The 14825-nt window shown below is 62.4% G+C and carries 14 protein-coding genes; 2 read left to right on the plus strand and 12 right to left on the minus strand.

The genetic code is table 11. The annotated features are described in order from the left end of the window. Positions 1–154: 154 nt before the first annotated feature. From IDM28_RS04285 to IDM28_RS04300, 4 genes are read right to left on the minus strand one after another with little or no spacing between them, the layout of a single operon-like run. Positions 155–1312: a betaine/proline/choline family ABC transporter ATP-binding protein gene (locus IDM28_RS04285; RefSeq protein ID WP_101316727.1), complete on the minus strand. Its 1158-nt coding sequence runs from the start codon at positions 1310–1312 to the stop codon at positions 155–157. Then, a complete protein-coding gene (locus tag IDM28_RS04290) occupies positions 1309–1962 on the minus strand; it encodes an ABC transporter permease (RefSeq protein ID WP_101316729.1) in 654 nt (217 codons plus the stop codon). Before IDM28_RS04290 ends, IDM28_RS04285 begins: the two co-directional genes overlap by 4 nt. After that, positions 1959–2885 (minus strand): glycine betaine ABC transporter substrate-binding protein, encoded by a 927-nt coding sequence (locus tag IDM28_RS04295; protein WP_101316731.1) that lies wholly within the window; start codon positions 2883–2885, stop codon positions 1959–1961. Before IDM28_RS04295 ends, IDM28_RS04290 begins: the two co-directional genes overlap by 4 nt. A 13-nt stretch (positions 2886–2898) precedes the next feature. Next, positions 2899–3585: an ABC transporter permease gene (locus IDM28_RS04300; protein WP_219860630.1), complete on the minus strand. Its 687-nt coding sequence runs from the start codon at positions 3583–3585 to the stop codon at positions 2899–2901. 512 nt (positions 3586–4097) lie between these two features. Between IDM28_RS04300 and IDM28_RS04305 the strand changes: the two genes are divergently transcribed. Then, the gene (locus tag IDM28_RS04305) at positions 4098–5681 is read left to right on the plus strand and encodes a peptide chain release factor 3 (RefSeq protein ID WP_101316735.1); all 1584 of its coding nucleotides are present in this window, start codon (positions 4098–4100) and stop codon (positions 5679–5681) included. A 38-nt stretch (positions 5682–5719) separates the two neighbouring features. Here the strand turns inward: IDM28_RS04305 and IDM28_RS04310 are convergent, their stop codons facing one another. The 4 genes from IDM28_RS04310 to IDM28_RS04325 all read right to left on the minus strand — a co-directional run bounded on the left by IDM28_RS04310 (position 5720) and on the right by IDM28_RS04325 (position 9511). Beyond that, on the minus strand, positions 5720–6799 hold the full coding sequence (locus IDM28_RS04310; RefSeq protein WP_101316737.1) for a polyamine ABC transporter substrate-binding protein: 1080 nt from the start codon (positions 6797–6799) through the stop codon (positions 5720–5722). A gap of 57 nt (positions 6800–6856) precedes the next feature. Next, positions 6857–7198 (minus strand): cupin domain-containing protein, encoded by a 342-nt coding sequence (locus tag IDM28_RS04315; RefSeq protein ID WP_188035438.1) that lies wholly within the window; start codon positions 7196–7198, stop codon positions 6857–6859. 33 nt (positions 7199–7231) lie between these two features. After that, entirely contained in the window at positions 7232–8638 is a 1407-nt protein-coding gene (locus tag IDM28_RS04320; protein ID WP_188035439.1) for an NAD(P)/FAD-dependent oxidoreductase, read from the minus strand. A gap of 63 nt (positions 8639–8701) precedes the next feature. After that, positions 8702–9511, minus strand: coding sequence for an AraC family transcriptional regulator (locus tag IDM28_RS04325; RefSeq protein WP_150570797.1), 810 nt, complete (start codon positions 9509–9511; stop codon positions 8702–8704). Positions 9512–9745: 234 nt separating this feature from the next. On the opposite strand from IDM28_RS04325, the gene IDM28_RS04330 reads away from it, so the two are divergent. Then, complete coding sequence (locus IDM28_RS04330) at positions 9746–10690, plus strand: hypothetical protein (RefSeq protein ID WP_150570798.1); 945 nt, start codon at positions 9746–9748, stop codon at positions 10688–10690. A 237-nt stretch (positions 10691–10927) separates the two neighbouring features. Here the strand turns inward: IDM28_RS04330 and IDM28_RS04335 are convergent, their stop codons facing one another. The 4 genes from IDM28_RS04335 to IDM28_RS04350 are packed head-to-tail and all read right to left on the minus strand — an operon-like array spanning position 10928 to position 14821. Then, positions 10928–11896 (minus strand): peptide ABC transporter ATP-binding protein, encoded by a 969-nt coding sequence (locus tag IDM28_RS04335; RefSeq protein ID WP_101316745.1) that lies wholly within the window; start codon positions 11894–11896, stop codon positions 10928–10930. Continuing rightward, on the minus strand, positions 11896–12864 hold the full coding sequence (locus IDM28_RS04340; protein ID WP_101316747.1) for an ABC transporter ATP-binding protein: 969 nt from the start codon (positions 12862–12864) through the stop codon (positions 11896–11898). The genes IDM28_RS04335 and IDM28_RS04340 overlap by 1 nt, the downstream gene beginning before the upstream one ends. A 10-nt stretch (positions 12865–12874) precedes the next feature. Beyond that, positions 12875–13801 carry an ABC transporter permease subunit gene (locus IDM28_RS04345; protein ID WP_181108495.1) on the minus strand — a complete coding sequence of 309 codons (927 nt, stop codon included), beginning with the start codon at positions 13799–13801 and terminating at the stop codon, positions 12875–12877. Between the two features lie 9 nt (positions 13802–13810). Continuing rightward, positions 13811–14821, minus strand: a complete 1011-nt coding sequence (locus tag IDM28_RS04350) for an ABC transporter permease subunit (RefSeq protein WP_188035440.1) — start codon at positions 14819–14821, stop codon at positions 13811–13813. Positions 14822–14825: the final 4 nt, after the last annotated feature.

The raw sequence follows: 14825 nt of genomic DNA on the forward strand, positions 1-14825 counted from the left end.
TGTAGACCGTTGGTCAGTGGTTCGCTGGATCACACGTCGAGGCAGGGAGTGTTCACATTTATGGCCACACAGTCAGCGCCTGCGAGTGGCCAAAAAAAGCATAAATTTTTTGTTACTACAGCGGGGGCGCCCGATCACAGACGCCCCCGTTGATTCAGGAAGCCACCGTCTCGGCCGGGGAGACGATGCTGGTCTTGGCGCCGCGAGAGCGCCCCGAACTCAAGTAGGCGGCGATCGACTCCTGGGTCACCTCGCCAAGGAACACCTGCTCGGCGTCCAGCACCGGCAACCACGCCCGGTTGAACTCGTACATCCGTGACAACAGGATGCGCAGGTGCTCATCGTGCGAAGCGGTGGCGTTGAACTGCCGCAGGAAGTCAGCACAGGTGCCCTGTTGCCGGTGCATGTCGCGGCGGCGCACATAGCCCAGCGCCTTGTTCGCCGCGTCGGTCACCACCACGTAGCGGCGGTCGTGCTCGTCGAGCAGCTCCAGCGCATCGGCCACTGGTGTTTCCGGGCTGACCGACGGCGCGTTGTCGGCGGCGTCCTCGGCGCGCACCAGCAGCAGCCGCTTGAGGGTGCTGTCCTGGCCGACGAAGTTGCTGACAAAGTCGTCCACCGGGTGCGCCAGCAGGGTATCCGGATGATCCAACTGGAGCAGCTTGCCCGCGCGGAAGATAGCGATCTTGTCACCCAGCTTGATCGCTTCGTCGATGTCGTGGCTGACCATGATCACGGTCTTGTTCAGCGCCCGCTGCATCTCGAAGAACTCGTTCTGGATCATCTCGCGGTTGATCGGGTCGACCGCGCCGAACGGTTCATCCATCAGCAGTACCGGCGCATCGGCGGCCAGTGCGCGGATCACGCCGATGCGCTGTTGCTGGCCACCGGACAACTCGCGCGGGTAACGCTGCAAGTACTGCTTGGGTTCAAGCTTGATCATGCTCATCAGTTCGCGCGCGCGGTCGTGGCAGCGCTGCTTGTCCCAGCCGAGCAGGCGCGGCACTACGGTGATGTTCTCTTCGATGGTCATGTTGGGGAACAGACCGATCTGCTGGATCACATAGCCGATACTGCGGCGCAGGCTGACTTCGTCCAGCCCGGTGGTGTCCTCACCGTTGATGAACACCTGGCCTGAGGTCGGTGTGATCAGGCGGTTGATCATCTTCAAGGTGGTGCTCTTGCCGCAGCCCGACGGGCCGAGGAACACGCAGATTTCGCCTTCGTTGACGGTCAGGTTGACCGAGTCGACGGCTTTGACGTCCTTGCCGTTGGCATGGAAGGTCTTGCTGAGGTTCTTCAATTCGATCATGAGCGCAGTCCTCGTGGAGTCAGGGCACGTTGCAGGGCTTGCAGGAGCAGGTCGGCGACAATCGCCAGCAGGCTCACCAGCACCGCGCCGACCAGCAGCATCGACATGTCGCTGCGGCTGATGGAAGTCAGAATAAGCACACCCAGGCCACCGGCGCCGATGGTCGCGGCGATGGTCATTACGCCGATGTTCATCACCACGGCGGTGCGCACCCCGGCGAGGATCACCGGCACGGCGATCGGCAGCTCGACCATGCGCAGGCGCTGGCCGAAGGTCATGCCGATACCGCGGGCGGCTTCACGGATGCCCGGTTCGACGTTGGTCAGGGCCAGGTAGGTGTTGCGCAGGATCGGCAGCAGTGAATAAAGGAACACCGCCGTGATCGCCGGCAATGGGCCCAGGCCCTGGCCGAACTTGGAGTAGAACGGCAGCAGCAGGCCGAACAAGGCAATCGAGGGAATGGTCAGCAGCACCGTGGCGCTGGCCTGCAGTGGGCCGGCCAGGACCGGGAAGCGTGTCATCAGAATGCCCAGCGGCACGCCGAAGACAATCGCCAGGCTGACCGCGATGCCGACCAGGGTGATGTGCTGCCAGGTCAGCTGCAGCACCAGCGCCCAGTCGAGGTGGGCAAAGGTATCGAACAGGCTCATGGCTGTACCTCTTTGTCGGCAGTGCCGGGCAGCGGGTGCTCACGCAGGAATGCAGCGGCAACCACCGACGGGCTCTGGTGTTCGACGTCGACCTTGGCATTGAGCTGGCGCATGGTCTCGTCGTCCAGTTGCTCGGCCAGCGGCTTGAGCAGGGTGGCCAGTTGCGGGTTGGCGTCGAGTACCGCTTTACGTACCACCGGCGCAGCGGTGTAGTCGGGGAAATAGTGCTTGTCGTCTTCCAGCAAGGTCAGATTGAACGCGTTGAGGCGACCATCTGTGGTGTACACCAGGCCGGCAAACACCTGATCGTTGCGCAGCGCGGTATAGACCAGGCCGGCGTCCATCTGGCGGATGTTGGCGCGGCCGACCTGCAGGTCGTACAGCTCTTTCAGGCCCACCAGGCCATCCGGGCGATTGGCGAACTCGGTGTCCAGCGCGACCAGATGCTTGCGCTTGTGCTCGTCACGCAGCACCTGATTGAGCTGGCTGATGTTGCGCACCTGCGGATACTTTTCGGCGACCTTGCTGGGCAGGGCCAGGGCGTAGGTATTGCTGAACCGCGACGGGGTCAGCCAGATCAGGTCCTTTTTCGCGTCTAGCTGTTTGACCTTGGCGTAGGTCGCTTCGGCACTGGGCATGCGCTCGTCGATATGGTTGTACGAGACCAGCGACACACCGGTGTATTCCCACATCAAATCGAGCTGGCCGGTTTCTTGCGCCTGGCGCGCCAGGCTGCTGCCCAGGCCGCCGGTCACGCGCACGGCAAAGCCATTGGCGCGCAGGTATTGCGCGGTGATTTCGGCGAGTACCGTCTGCTCGGTGAACACCCGGGCACCGATGCGAATCAGCGGTTTTTCCGCCGCTTGGGCAAATCCTGCCAACAGCAGGCCCGCGCCAAGCAACAAGGCGATGGTTTTTCTCATGGGTTCCCTCTACTTATTGAGCCAGACCGCGTTCCAGCCAGCGTTTGCTGGAGAAACTCACCAGCACATCCAGCAACAACGCCAACGCCGCCGTGCAGGCCGCGCCGAGCAGTAGCTGTGGCTGATTGTTCAAGGCAATGGCAGGGAAGATCAGGCTGCCTAGGCTGTTGGCGCCGATCAGAAACGCCAGCGGCGCGGTGCCGACATTCAGCGCCAGAGCAACCCGCACGCCGCCGACAATGATCGGCACGGCGTTGGGCAGTTCGACTTGCCAGAGTTGCTGGCGCGGAGTCATGCCGATGCCGGTAGCGGCTTCCTTGAGTGAGGCGGGGACGTTTTTCAGGCCTTCGTAGGTGTTGCGCACGATCGGCAGCAGGGAGGCGAGAAACAGCGCGAAGATCGCCGGGCCTGCGCCGATGCCCAGAAAACTCAGGGCGATGGCCAGTACGGCCAGGGGAGGGATGGTGTTGCCTACGTTGAAGAACTGCATGAAGCGCTCGGCTTTGTCGACCCGGTGCGGTCGACTCAAGGCAATCCCGGCGGGGATGCCCACGGCCAACGCCGCCGCCATCGAAGCCAGCACCAGCACAAGGTGCGCTTGCAGGTAAAACCACAGATCGTCGCGATAACGCGCGATCGTATCGAGGCCGATCCAGTGGATCAGCAGGGCCAGGATGACAAGCGCGGTGGCCCATCCCATCAGCCCTTTTCCGTAGCGTCTAGCCACAGGTGGACTCCTTTTCTTGTCGTCGGCGAACAGTGCTGCGCAGCGCGGCCAGTGCAGGCGGCGGGCAGAGTGATCGCGAGTAGCAGCGTGGCGCTCAGCAAAGCTGCGCGGACATGCCATTAGCCAAGCCCCGTCGGGCTCGAAAATGCAGGTATTACCAGCCCCAAACTGCAATGGTCAGCAGGGGGTGGACGTCTCCGGGGACGCAAAGGTTCCCATCTACGGCGGCAGTTGGCCAGTGTTAATCACTGGCAAGGCCAATTCATGGCGCGACAAAACAGCGGATTTATCCTCTGCAGGCGTTGAAATACCTACGCTGGGCCGCTTCGTGGACATTTGCCTGTGTGGCTGCAAAAAACTCGGCTGGTCAGGCATTGGCTGATGGCTTACGCCGCTGGGCAGGGCGCTGCGGCTGTGTTTGGGTCTATGGGCGGTTTCGGGTATAATCTGCGCCCTTTTTTCGATCCCCATTCAGGCGATTTCCCATGACCAACCAGGCCGCCGAAGTCGCGAAGCGCCGCACTTTCGCAATCATTTCCCACCCCGACGCCGGTAAGACCACCATCACCGAGAAACTCTTGCTGATGGGCAAGGCCATTGCCGTCGCCGGTACCGTGAAGTCGCGCAAGTCCGACCGCCACGCCACCTCCGACTGGATGGAAATGGAGAAGCAACGCGGTATCTCCATCACCACCTCGGTCATGCAGTTCCCTTACCGCGAACACATGATCAACCTGCTCGACACCCCGGGCCACGAAGACTTCTCGGAAGACACCTACCGCACCCTGACCGCGGTCGACTCGGCCCTGATGGTGCTCGACGGTGGTAAAGGCGTCGAGCCACGCACCATCGCCCTGATGGACGTCTGCCGTCTGCGTGACACGCCGATCGTCAGCTTCATCAACAAACTCGACCGCGACATCCGCGACCCGATCGAGCTGCTCGACGAGATCGAAGCGGTACTCAAGATCAAGGCCGCGCCAATCACCTGGCCGATCGGTTGCTACCGCGACTTCAAGGGCGTTTACCACCTGGCCGGCGACTACATCATCGTCTACACCCCAGGCCATGGTCACGAGCGCACCGAGGTCAAGATCATCGAGAAACTCGACTCCGATGAAGCCCGCGCGCACCTGGGTGACGAGTACGATCGCTTCCTTGAGCAACTGGAGCTGGTACAAGGCGCCTGCCACGAGTTCAACCAGGAAGAGTTCCTCAACGGCCAACTGACTCCGGTGTTCTTTGGTACCGCGCTGGGCAACTTCGGTGTCGACCATGTGCTCGACGCTGTGGTCGACTGGGCGCCACGCCCGCTGGCGCGCGTAGCCAACGAGCGGACCGTCGAGCCGGTCGAAGAGAAATTCACCGGCTTCGTGTTCAAGATCCAGGCGAACATGGACCCGAAACACCGCGACCGCATCGCCTTCATGCGCATCTGTTCGGGCAAGTACGAAAAGGGCATGAAGATGCGCCACGTGCGCACTGGCAAGGACGTACGCATCGGCGACGCCCTGACCTTCTTCTCCTCCGAGCGTGAGCAACTGGAAGAAGCCTTTGCCGGCGACATCATCGGCCTGCATAACCACGGCACCATCCAGATCGGCGACACCTTCAGCGAAGGCGAAAGCCTAGGCTTCACCGGCATCCCGCACTTCGCCCCGGAATTGTTCCGCCGCGTGCGGCTGAAAGACCCGCTCAAATCCAAGCAGCTGCGCCAGGGCCTGCAGCAGCTCGCCGAAGAAGGCGCGACCCAGGTTTTCTTCCCGCTGCGCAGCAACGACATCATCCTCGGTGCGGTCGGTGTGCTGCAGTTCGACGTGGTCGCCAGCCGCTTGAAGGAAGAGTACAAGGTCGAGTGCGGCTACGAGCCAATCACGGTCTGGTCGGCGCGCTGGATCAGCTGCGACGACAAGAAGAAGTTCGAGGAATTCGAGACCAAGGCCGTGGAAAACCTCGCCGTCGATGGCGGCGGTCACCTGACCTACCTCGCCCCGACCCGGGTCAACCTGGCGCTGATGGAAGAGCGCTGGCCGGACGTGAAATTCCGCGCCACGCGGGAACATCACTGATCTGATTATTGGGGCCGCATCTGCGGCCCCAATGCTGTTCAGTTACCGGCTTTGATACTGGTCCACAGGCGAGTGCGAATGCGGTCGATCTTGGCGGGCATCGCCTCCAGTGCGTACAGCTTGCCCATCACATCGTCACTCGGGTAGATCATCGTGTTGCTTTTAAGTGCAGGGTCGACCAGCGTGTCGGCCTTGAGGTTGCCGTTGGCGTACTGCACATGGTTGCTGATGTTGGCCATCACCTCAGGCTGCAACAGGTAGTTCATGTAGGCGTAGGCCTGCTTCTCGTCGGGCGCATCGGCTGGCATGGCGACCATGTCGAACCACATCGGCGCACCTTCCTTGGGGATCGAATAGCCAACCTTGACGCCGTTCTTGGCCTCTTCGGCGCGGTTCTTCGCCTGCAGCACATCGCCGGAGAAGCCAACCACCACGCACACGTCGCCATTGGCCAGGTCGCCGGTGTACTTGGATGAGTGGAAGTAGCTGATGTACGGGCGCACCTTCATCAGCAGTTCTTTGGCTTTCTCGTAGTCCTTCGGATCCTGGCTGTGGTGCGGCAGGCCGAGGTAGTGCAGGGCAATCGGCAGCAGCTCGGGGCCGTTGTCGAGCACCGCCACACCGCAGCTCTTGAGCTTGCTCATGTACTCGGGCTTGAAGATCAGGTCCCAGGAATCGACCGGCGCGTTGTCGCCGAGCACCGCCTTGACCTTGTCGATGTTGTAGCCGATGCCGGTGCTGCCCCACAGGTAGGGGAAGCCATACTGGTTGCCCGGATCATTGACCTCCAGCGCCTTGAGCAGCACCGGATTGAGGTTCTGCCAGTTGGGCAGTTGGCTCTTGTCGAGCTTCTTCAGGGCCTTGCCCTGGATCTGCCGGGCCATGAAGTGGTTCGACGGGAACACCACGTCATAGCCGGAGTTGCCGGTCATCAGCTTGCCGTCGAGGGTCTCGTTGCTGTCGAACACGTCATAGGTCGGCACGATGCCGCTGGCCTGCTGGAAGTTCTTCAGGGTATCGGGGGCGATGTAGCTCGACCAGTTGTAGATCTTTACCGACTCGGCGGCGTTGCTGACACAAGCGGCGAGCATCAGGGGAGCGATTAGAAGCGTGCGCATGTCCGGGGTACCTTGCTTTGTGTGTTGTTATCGAAGGACGGCAGAGGCGATCAGCGATCAGAAAATCAATACATAGCTCTTGCGCACGGTTTCTTCGATGTCCCAGATCCCGGTGCTGTTGGCCGGTAGCATCAGTGCGTCTCCGGCTTCTATGAGTAGCGGTTCGCCTCCATCAGGGGTGAAGGTGCAGCGGCCCTTGATGAAATGGCAGAACTCCTGCTGCACGATCTGCCGGCGCCAGCGCCCTGGGGTGCACTCCCAGATACCGGTTTCGACCCCATCGCTGCGTTCGACGCTGGTCACCGACGTCACGGCGACGGGCTCCCCGAGCGGCACGGCGACCGGGTTGGATTCCTCGAGTATGGCGCTGTCGGTGTGTTTGAACTGGGTGATGTTCATGACCAGTGAATCCTGTGTTGAGAAAAGGGCAAGTCAGTGCATGAAGCCTTCCATGAAGTCGGCCACGCCGCTGGCCAGGCGCCGGCGCCAGGGGGCGCTGGCAGGGTTGGCGAGGGTGCGGTCTTCATGGACGAAGCTGCGGATGATCGCGTTGTAGCCCAGCCAGCGGCAGGGCTCGGGCGGCCAGCTCGCCAGGCTCGTCAGCGGGCAGTTGTCGTGTACCCAGGGCTGTGCGGTCAGCTGGTTGTGCTGGCCAAGAATCAGCGCCGCCAGGGTGCGCCCGCCCAGGTTGGTCGCGCCTACACCTTCGCCGCCGTAGCCGCCGGCGAGGGCGATGCCGCGCTGACGATCACACAGCATGTGCGGGCGGAAGCGCCTGGCCATGCCCAGGTTGCCGCCCCAGGAATGGGTAATACGGGCGTTTTTCAGCTGCGGGAACAGCTCGCCAAACAGATAGCGGCGCAGCTCGATCTCGTGGTCCTTGAGGTTGAAGTCTTCGCGCAGGCGGCCGCCAAAGCGATAGCCACCACGCGCACCGAACACCAGGCGGTTGTCGGCGGTGCGCTGGCCGTAGGTGACCTGGCGGCTGTTCTCGCTGAAGGCCTGCCCCTGGTTCAGGCCGATCTGCTCCCAGGTCGACTCCGGCAACGGCTCGGTGGCGACCAGCAGGCTCTGCACCGGCAATTGGTGCTTGCCTAGCGGCGGCAGGCTGGCTGCGTAACCCTCCACGGCCGGCACCAGCCAATGGGCGCGGACGTTGGCATGGGGCGTGCGCACCATGCCAGGCTGCAGATCAAGCGCAGGGCTGTTCTCGTAAATGGTCACGCCCATGCCCTCGACCGCTCGGGCCAGGCCGCGCACCAGTTTGGCCGGCTGGATGGTGGCGGTGTGCGGGCTGAAGATCGCCCCGTAAGGGCTGCTAACGCGCAGCTGTGCATCCAGTTGTTCAGGACGCAGCCAGCGGTAGTCGTCTTCGTTCATGCCCTGGCGGTAGAGCTCGTCGAGGTGGGCACGCAGGCTGCGCTCCTGCTCCGGATACCGCGCTGCGCAGTACAGTACGCCACCTTTGCGGTAGTCGCAGTCGATGCCTTCATGCTGCAGCACGTTGTGCACTTCGTCAGGGATGCCATGCAGCAGGTCGATACTGGCGCGGCGCAGCTGCGGCGACAGGGTAGCGAGCAGGCGGTCTTCGCCCAGCAGGTTGCCCATCAGCCAGCCGCCGTTGCGCCCGGAGGCACCGAAGCCGGCGATGTTGGCTTCGACAATGGCAATGCTCAACTGCGGCGCCTGCTGTTTCAGGTAATAAGCGGTCCACAGGCCGGTGTAGCCGGCGCCGATGATGCACACGTCGACATCGAGGTCCTTGGCCAGGGCCGGGCGGGCGTCGAGGGGCTCGTCGAGCTGGTCCATCCAAAGGCTGATCGTGCGCCAGGGTTGCATCAGGTGCAGCTCCACATCGGTAAGGTCTGTGGCTGATCCTAGGTTGTGCTGGCGGCGGCTGTCTTACGTGCGTGCACGCAGCGAAAGTTGTTTTACGTAAGCCTTGGGCGACAGCCCGGTGTGCTCGCGAAACGCCTTGTAGAACGCCGACAGCGAGTTGAAACCGGCGCCGAACGCCAGCGCATCCATGGTGGCACCGCCGCTGCTGCCGTCGAGCCCGGCCAGCAGGTGCTGCAGACGCGCCTGGTTGACGTAGCGATAGAAGCTCTGGCCGAGCACCTGATTAAGCAGGTAGGAAATCTGATTGCGGCTGTAACCGCTGTCCTTGGCCACTTGTTGCAGGTCCAGCTCAGGGTCCAGGTAGGGCCGCTGGCGCTGAAAGTAATGCTCAAGATCCTGTGCCATGGTGCTCAGCTGACGCGGTGACAGGCCCAGCCGGCTGGTGGCAGGGCGCAGGCCGCCGTTGCTGATGCTCTTGCTGCCCTGACGGACCAGTGTGGCGTATTCGTTGACCCGCCAGATCAAGCCGTCCTTGACGGTGATCGCCTCACTGGAGTGAAACGCAGTCAGGCCATCGCCGCCCTGCACCGTGACCTCGTACTGGATGAAAGCGGTGCAGCCGTCGACCCTGATGCGGTCACTGTGAATGATGTCTTCGCCTGCTTCACGGGGCAGGCAGGCGCGTACGTACTCGCGCAGCTCGGCATGGCCCATTACACGGTTCTGGAAGAAGTCGTGGTACTCGACGTCGGGGTGATACAGGGCCATCACCCCGTCGAGGTCGCGGTGTTTCCAGCACAGGTGATAGCGCAGCACGGTGTCGGCTGTAACGGGCGTCTGGGCGGGGCCGTCGGGCAGGGTAATCGATGTCATGGGGTAATGGTGCCGGGCCGCTCAGCGCCGGGCAAGTGCGCGTTGCCGAGGCCCCATTGCAGAAACCCTGAGTGGTATATGGCCATTCGGGTTTTATGCACGATCTTCCCTATACGTTTTTTTGTAAGTAGTTGATTTATATAGATGTCATTTTTTGTCGCAATTGGCACAGTGTCTGCACTAGTGCAAGTGCAAGCAAACGGAACCGTTGCTAACTACAAAAGGCGCTGCCACATGATTACCACTGCCGAGCTATCACCCACTGCCGCCGATGCCTCGAACCATTCGGGCGTGTCCTGGGCGGCGATCTTCGCCGGTGCCGCTGCTGCTGCGGCCCTTTCATTGATCCTGATGATCCTGGGCGCGGGCCTGGGCTTCGCTGCAACTTCGCCATGGGCCCATGAGGGCGCCAGTGCCAAGGCGTTGGGTATCTCGACCATTATCTGGCTGCTGCTGACGCAGATTATTGCTTCGGGCGCCGGTGGCTATATTGCCGGTCGCCTGCGGGTCAAGTGGGCCAATCTGCATGCTGATGAAGTGTACTTCCGCGACACCGCGCATGGCTTCCTGGCCTGGGCTGTGGCGACTCTGGTAACCGCAGTACTGATCGTCAGCATGCTCGGCAACGTCCTCAGCGCTGGCGCGCAGGCCGGTGCAGCTGCAGTGGGCGGCGCGGCTACTGCTGCGACCGCAGTAGTTGGCAAGACCGATGCTGACCCAATGGGTTATTACATCGACAACCTGTTCCGCAGCGAAGGCCCAGCGCCTGTAACAGACGACGCTGCTACCGCAGTTGCCGGTCGCATCGTTGCCCGTGCCGTAGCCAACGACGGTGCTCTGTCTGCTGATGACCGTACCTACCTGGCGCAATTGGTCGCTCAGCGTACCCGCCTGACTCAGGCCGAGGCCGAAGCTCGCGTCGACCAGATCTATACCGAAGTGCAGCAGGATGCACAGAAAGCCAAGGTAGCGGCTCAAGAAGCCGCTGATACCGCCGCCAAGGTCGCTGCCTGGACCGCTCTGTGGACCTTCATCGGCCTGCTTTGCGGCGCGTTCTTCGCGTGCCTTGCTGCCCTGTTTGGTGGCCGTCAGCGTGATCAGGCTCGCTGGATCGACGTCGACGACGCGGCTTATGTCGGTCGCCGTACCGTTCACACCAACAGCGCGCCGATTCGCTAATCAACTGAACTGACCAGGAGAACTACCATGCGCTCGATTCTGCTTTGGATGATTGGGGTACCGATCCCTGTGATCATTTTGATCGCGATCTTCATGCACTGATAAAACCGGGGGCGCTTTGCGCCCCTTTCGCGACACAAGGCCGCAGCTACAGCTCAGACCGCGTATTTCGTTATCTCGCGGTGTCTGTAGGAGCGGCCTTGTGTCGAGAAAGGGCTGCGATGCAGCCCCAGCTATCTAAAGAAACTGCTCCGCGTAATGACACGCCACCTGCCGCGTCCCCACCTGCCGGAACGCCGGCACCTCCTTGCTGCACCGCTCCGTGGCATACGGGCAACGCTTGTGAAAGGCACAGCCATCTGGTGGATTCAACGGATTGGGCAGCTCACCCACAATCCGAATCTTCGGCTTCAACGGGTCTGGATGAATCGCCGGCGTCGCTGACAACAACGCCTGGGTATAAGGGTGCAGCGGCTTGTCATAGATATCCGCCTTCGGCCCCATCTCCGCAGGCCTGCCCAGATACATCACCAACACCTGATCAGCCACATGCCGCACCACCGCCAGGTTGTGCGAGATGAACACGTAAGCGGTGTTGAATTCCTTCTGCAGGTCCATGAACAGGTTCAGCACCTGGGCCTGGATTGACACATCCAGCGCCGATGTCGGCTCATCCGCCACCAGCACCTTTGGCTGCAGCATCATTGCCCGGGCCAGGGCAATGCGCTGGCGCTGGCCACCCGAGAACATGTGCGGATAACGCTGATAATGCTCCGGTCGCAAACCCACCTGCTGCATCATTGCCTGAACCCTCTCGCGGCGCTCCTGCTTGCTCAGCGAGGTATTGATCAGCAATGGCTCGGCCAACTGGTCACCAATCTTCTGCCGCGGGTTGAGCGAGGCATACGGGCTCTGGAACACCATCTGCACATCACGGCGCAGTTGCTTGCGCTGCTCCTTGCTGGCGCCAGTGACTTCGGTGCCAGCGATCTGCAACGAGCCGGCAGTGGGTTCTTCGATCAAGGTCAGGGCGCGGGCCAGGGTCGACTTGCCGCAACCCGACTCGCCGACCACCGCGAGGGTCTGGCCCGCTTCGAGCTCGAACGACACGCCATTGAGTGCCCGCACCAGGGCATGGCCCTTGAACAGGCCGCGAGAAACCTGGTAATGGCGGGTAAGGTCACGTGCGCTGAGTACGGCAGTCATCACGCCACCTCCTGGTTCAGTGGATAGAAGCAGCGTGCCAGGCTCTGGCTCTTGGGCTCGAGCGCTGGTCGCTGCGTGCGGCAGTTGTCGCGTACATACGGGCAGCGCGGCGACAACAGGCAGCCCTGCGGCCGGTCATAGCGGCCGGGGACGATGCCGGGCAGGGTGGCCAGGCGTTCGGCACCGATGCTGTGCTCGGGGATAGCCGCCAGCAAGGCTTCGCTGTAGGGATGCGCGGGCACGTCGAACAGTTCAGGCACCTGACCAACTTCAACGGCCTGGCCGGCATACATCACGCAGACCCGCTTGGCGGTTTCGGCCACCACGGCGAGGTCATGGGTGATCAGGATCAGCGCCATGTTGCGCTCCTGTTGCAGGTTGACCAGCAGCTCCATGATCTGCGCCTGAATGGTCACATCCAGCGCCGTGGTCGGCTCGTCGGCAATCAGCAGCTTGGGCTCACCGGCGATGGCCATGGCAATCGCCACACGTTGGCTCATGCCGCCGGAAAGTTGGTGAGGGTAGGCCTGCAAGCGGCTTTCGGCAGCCGGAATCTCGACTTTTTCGAGCAGCTCCAGGGCCCGTTGCCGGGCCGCTTTGCCTTTCAGTCCAAGGTGCTGGCGCAGTACTTCTTCGATCTGGAAGCCGACCGTGTAGCTGGGATTGAGCGCGGTCATCGGGTCCTGAAAGATCATCGCGATGTCCTTGCCGACGATCTTGCGCCGCTGGCGGCCACTGAGCTTGAGCATGTCGGTGCCGGCGAAGCTCATGGTGTCTGCGGTGATCCAGCCGGGGGCGTCGATCAAGCCCATCAGGGCCATCATGGTCACCGACTTGCCCGAGCCGGACTCGCCGACAATGGCGACGATCTCGCCGGCATCGACCGCCAGGTCCAGGCCATCCACCACCGGCACTGCCGAGGCATCGCCGAAGCGCACATTGAGGTTGTTGATCTGCAATAGTGACATGGCGTGGTCCTCAGGCGGCGTTCTTGAGTTTCGGGTCCAGCGCATCGCGCAGTCCGTCGCCCATCAGGTTGATTGCCAGCACACTGAGCAATATGGTCAAACCGGGCAGGCTCACCACCCACCAGGCGCGTTCGATGTAGTCGCGGGCCGAGGCCAGCATGGTGCCCCACTCAGGCGTTGGCGGTTGCACACCCAGGCCAAGAAAGCCCAGTGCTGCGGCATCGAGGATGGCTGAGGAAAAGCTCAAGGTCGCCTGCACGATCAGCGGCGCCATGCAGTTCGGCAGCACGGTGACGAACATCAGCCGCGGCAGGCTGGCGCCGGCCAGGCGGGCAGCGGTGACGTAGTCGCGGTTGAGTTCGCCCATCACCGCGGCGCGGGTCAGGCGCACGTAGGCCGGCAGCGAAACGATGGCGATGGCGATCACGGTATTGATCAGGCCAGGGCCGAGGATCGCGACGATGGCCACTGCCAGCAGCAGCGAAGGCAGGGCCAGCATCACGTCCATCAGGCGCATGATCGACGGCCCGAGAATCCGCGGGAAGAACCCGGCCAAAAGGCCGAACAGCACGCCCGGGATCAGCGAAATCACCACCGACGACAGGCCGATCAGCAGCGACAGGCGCGCGCCCTGGATCAGCCGCGACAGCAGGTCACGGCCAAGCTCGTCGGTGCCGAGGATGAACTGCCAGGTACCGCCTTCGAGCCACACCGGCGGGGTCAGCAGGAAGTCGCGGTACTGCTCGCTCGGACTGTGCGGTGCAACCCATGGCGCGAACAGCGCGCAGAACACCACCAGGGTCATGAATGCCAGGCCTGCGACCGCGCCCTTGTTGCGCGCGAACGCTTGCCAGAATTCCTTGTACGGTGACGGGTACAGCAGGCTTTGATCGACCGGGCTGGGCGCGGTCACGGTGTTGCGTGTATTACTGCTCATGACGGGGCCTCAGCGCTGGTGACGGATACGTGGATTGGCCAGGCCGTAGAGAATATCCACGACGAAATTGACCAGAATGACCAGGCAGGCGATCAGCAGGATGCCGTTCTGGACCACGGGATAGTCACGGGCACCGATGGCTTCGATCAGCCATTTGCCGATGCCCGGCCAGGAAAAGATGGTTTCGGTCAGGACCGCGCCTGCCAGCAACGCGCCGACCTGCAGACCGAACACCGTCAGCACCGGGATCAGCGCATTGCGCAGACCATGCACGAACACCACCCGCGCTGGCGACAGGCCCTTGGCGCGGGCAGTGCGGATGTAGTCCTCGCGCAGCACTTCGAGCATCGACGAACGGGTCATGCGGGCGATTACCGCCAGTGGAATGGTGCCAAGCACGATGGCCGGCAGAATCAGGTGCATGAGCGCATCCTTGAACGCGCCTTCTTCGTCACTGAGCAGGCTATCGATGAGCATGAAGCCGGTCCGCGGCTCAATATCCAGCAAGGGATCGATGCGCCCGGATACCGGCGTCCAGCCAAGGCTCACCGAGAAGAACATGATCAGGATCAGGCCCCACCAGAAGATCGGCATCGAGTAGCCGGCCAGAGAAAGCCCCATCACACCGTGATCGAACAGCGAACCGCGCTTGAGGGCGGCGATCACGCCGGCGAGCAAACCGACGACGCCGGCGAAGAACAGCGCCGCCAGGGCCAGTTCGAGGGTCGCCGGGAACAGCGTGGTGAACTCGCTCCAGACGCTCTCGCGAGAACGCAGCGATTCACCCAGATCGCCCTGGGCGAGCTTGCCGATGTAGTCCAGGTACTGCACCGGCATCGGTTTGTTCAGGCCCAGGCGCTCCATAGCCTGGGCGTGCATTTCAGGGTCGACCCGGCGTTCGCCCATCATCACTTCGACCGGGTCGCCGGGGATCAGGCGAATCAGGGCAAAGGTCAGCAGAGTGATACCGAAGAACGTCGGAATCAGCAGGCCCAGACGTCGGGCAATAAAACTCAACATGCTT

Origin of the sequence: Pseudomonas sp. EZ-C24 (genome assembly GCF_014525325.1) — a bacterium.
In the GTDB taxonomy this organism is placed as follows: domain Bacteria; phylum Pseudomonadota; class Gammaproteobacteria; order Pseudomonadales; family Pseudomonadaceae; genus Aquipseudomonas; species Aquipseudomonas shirazensis.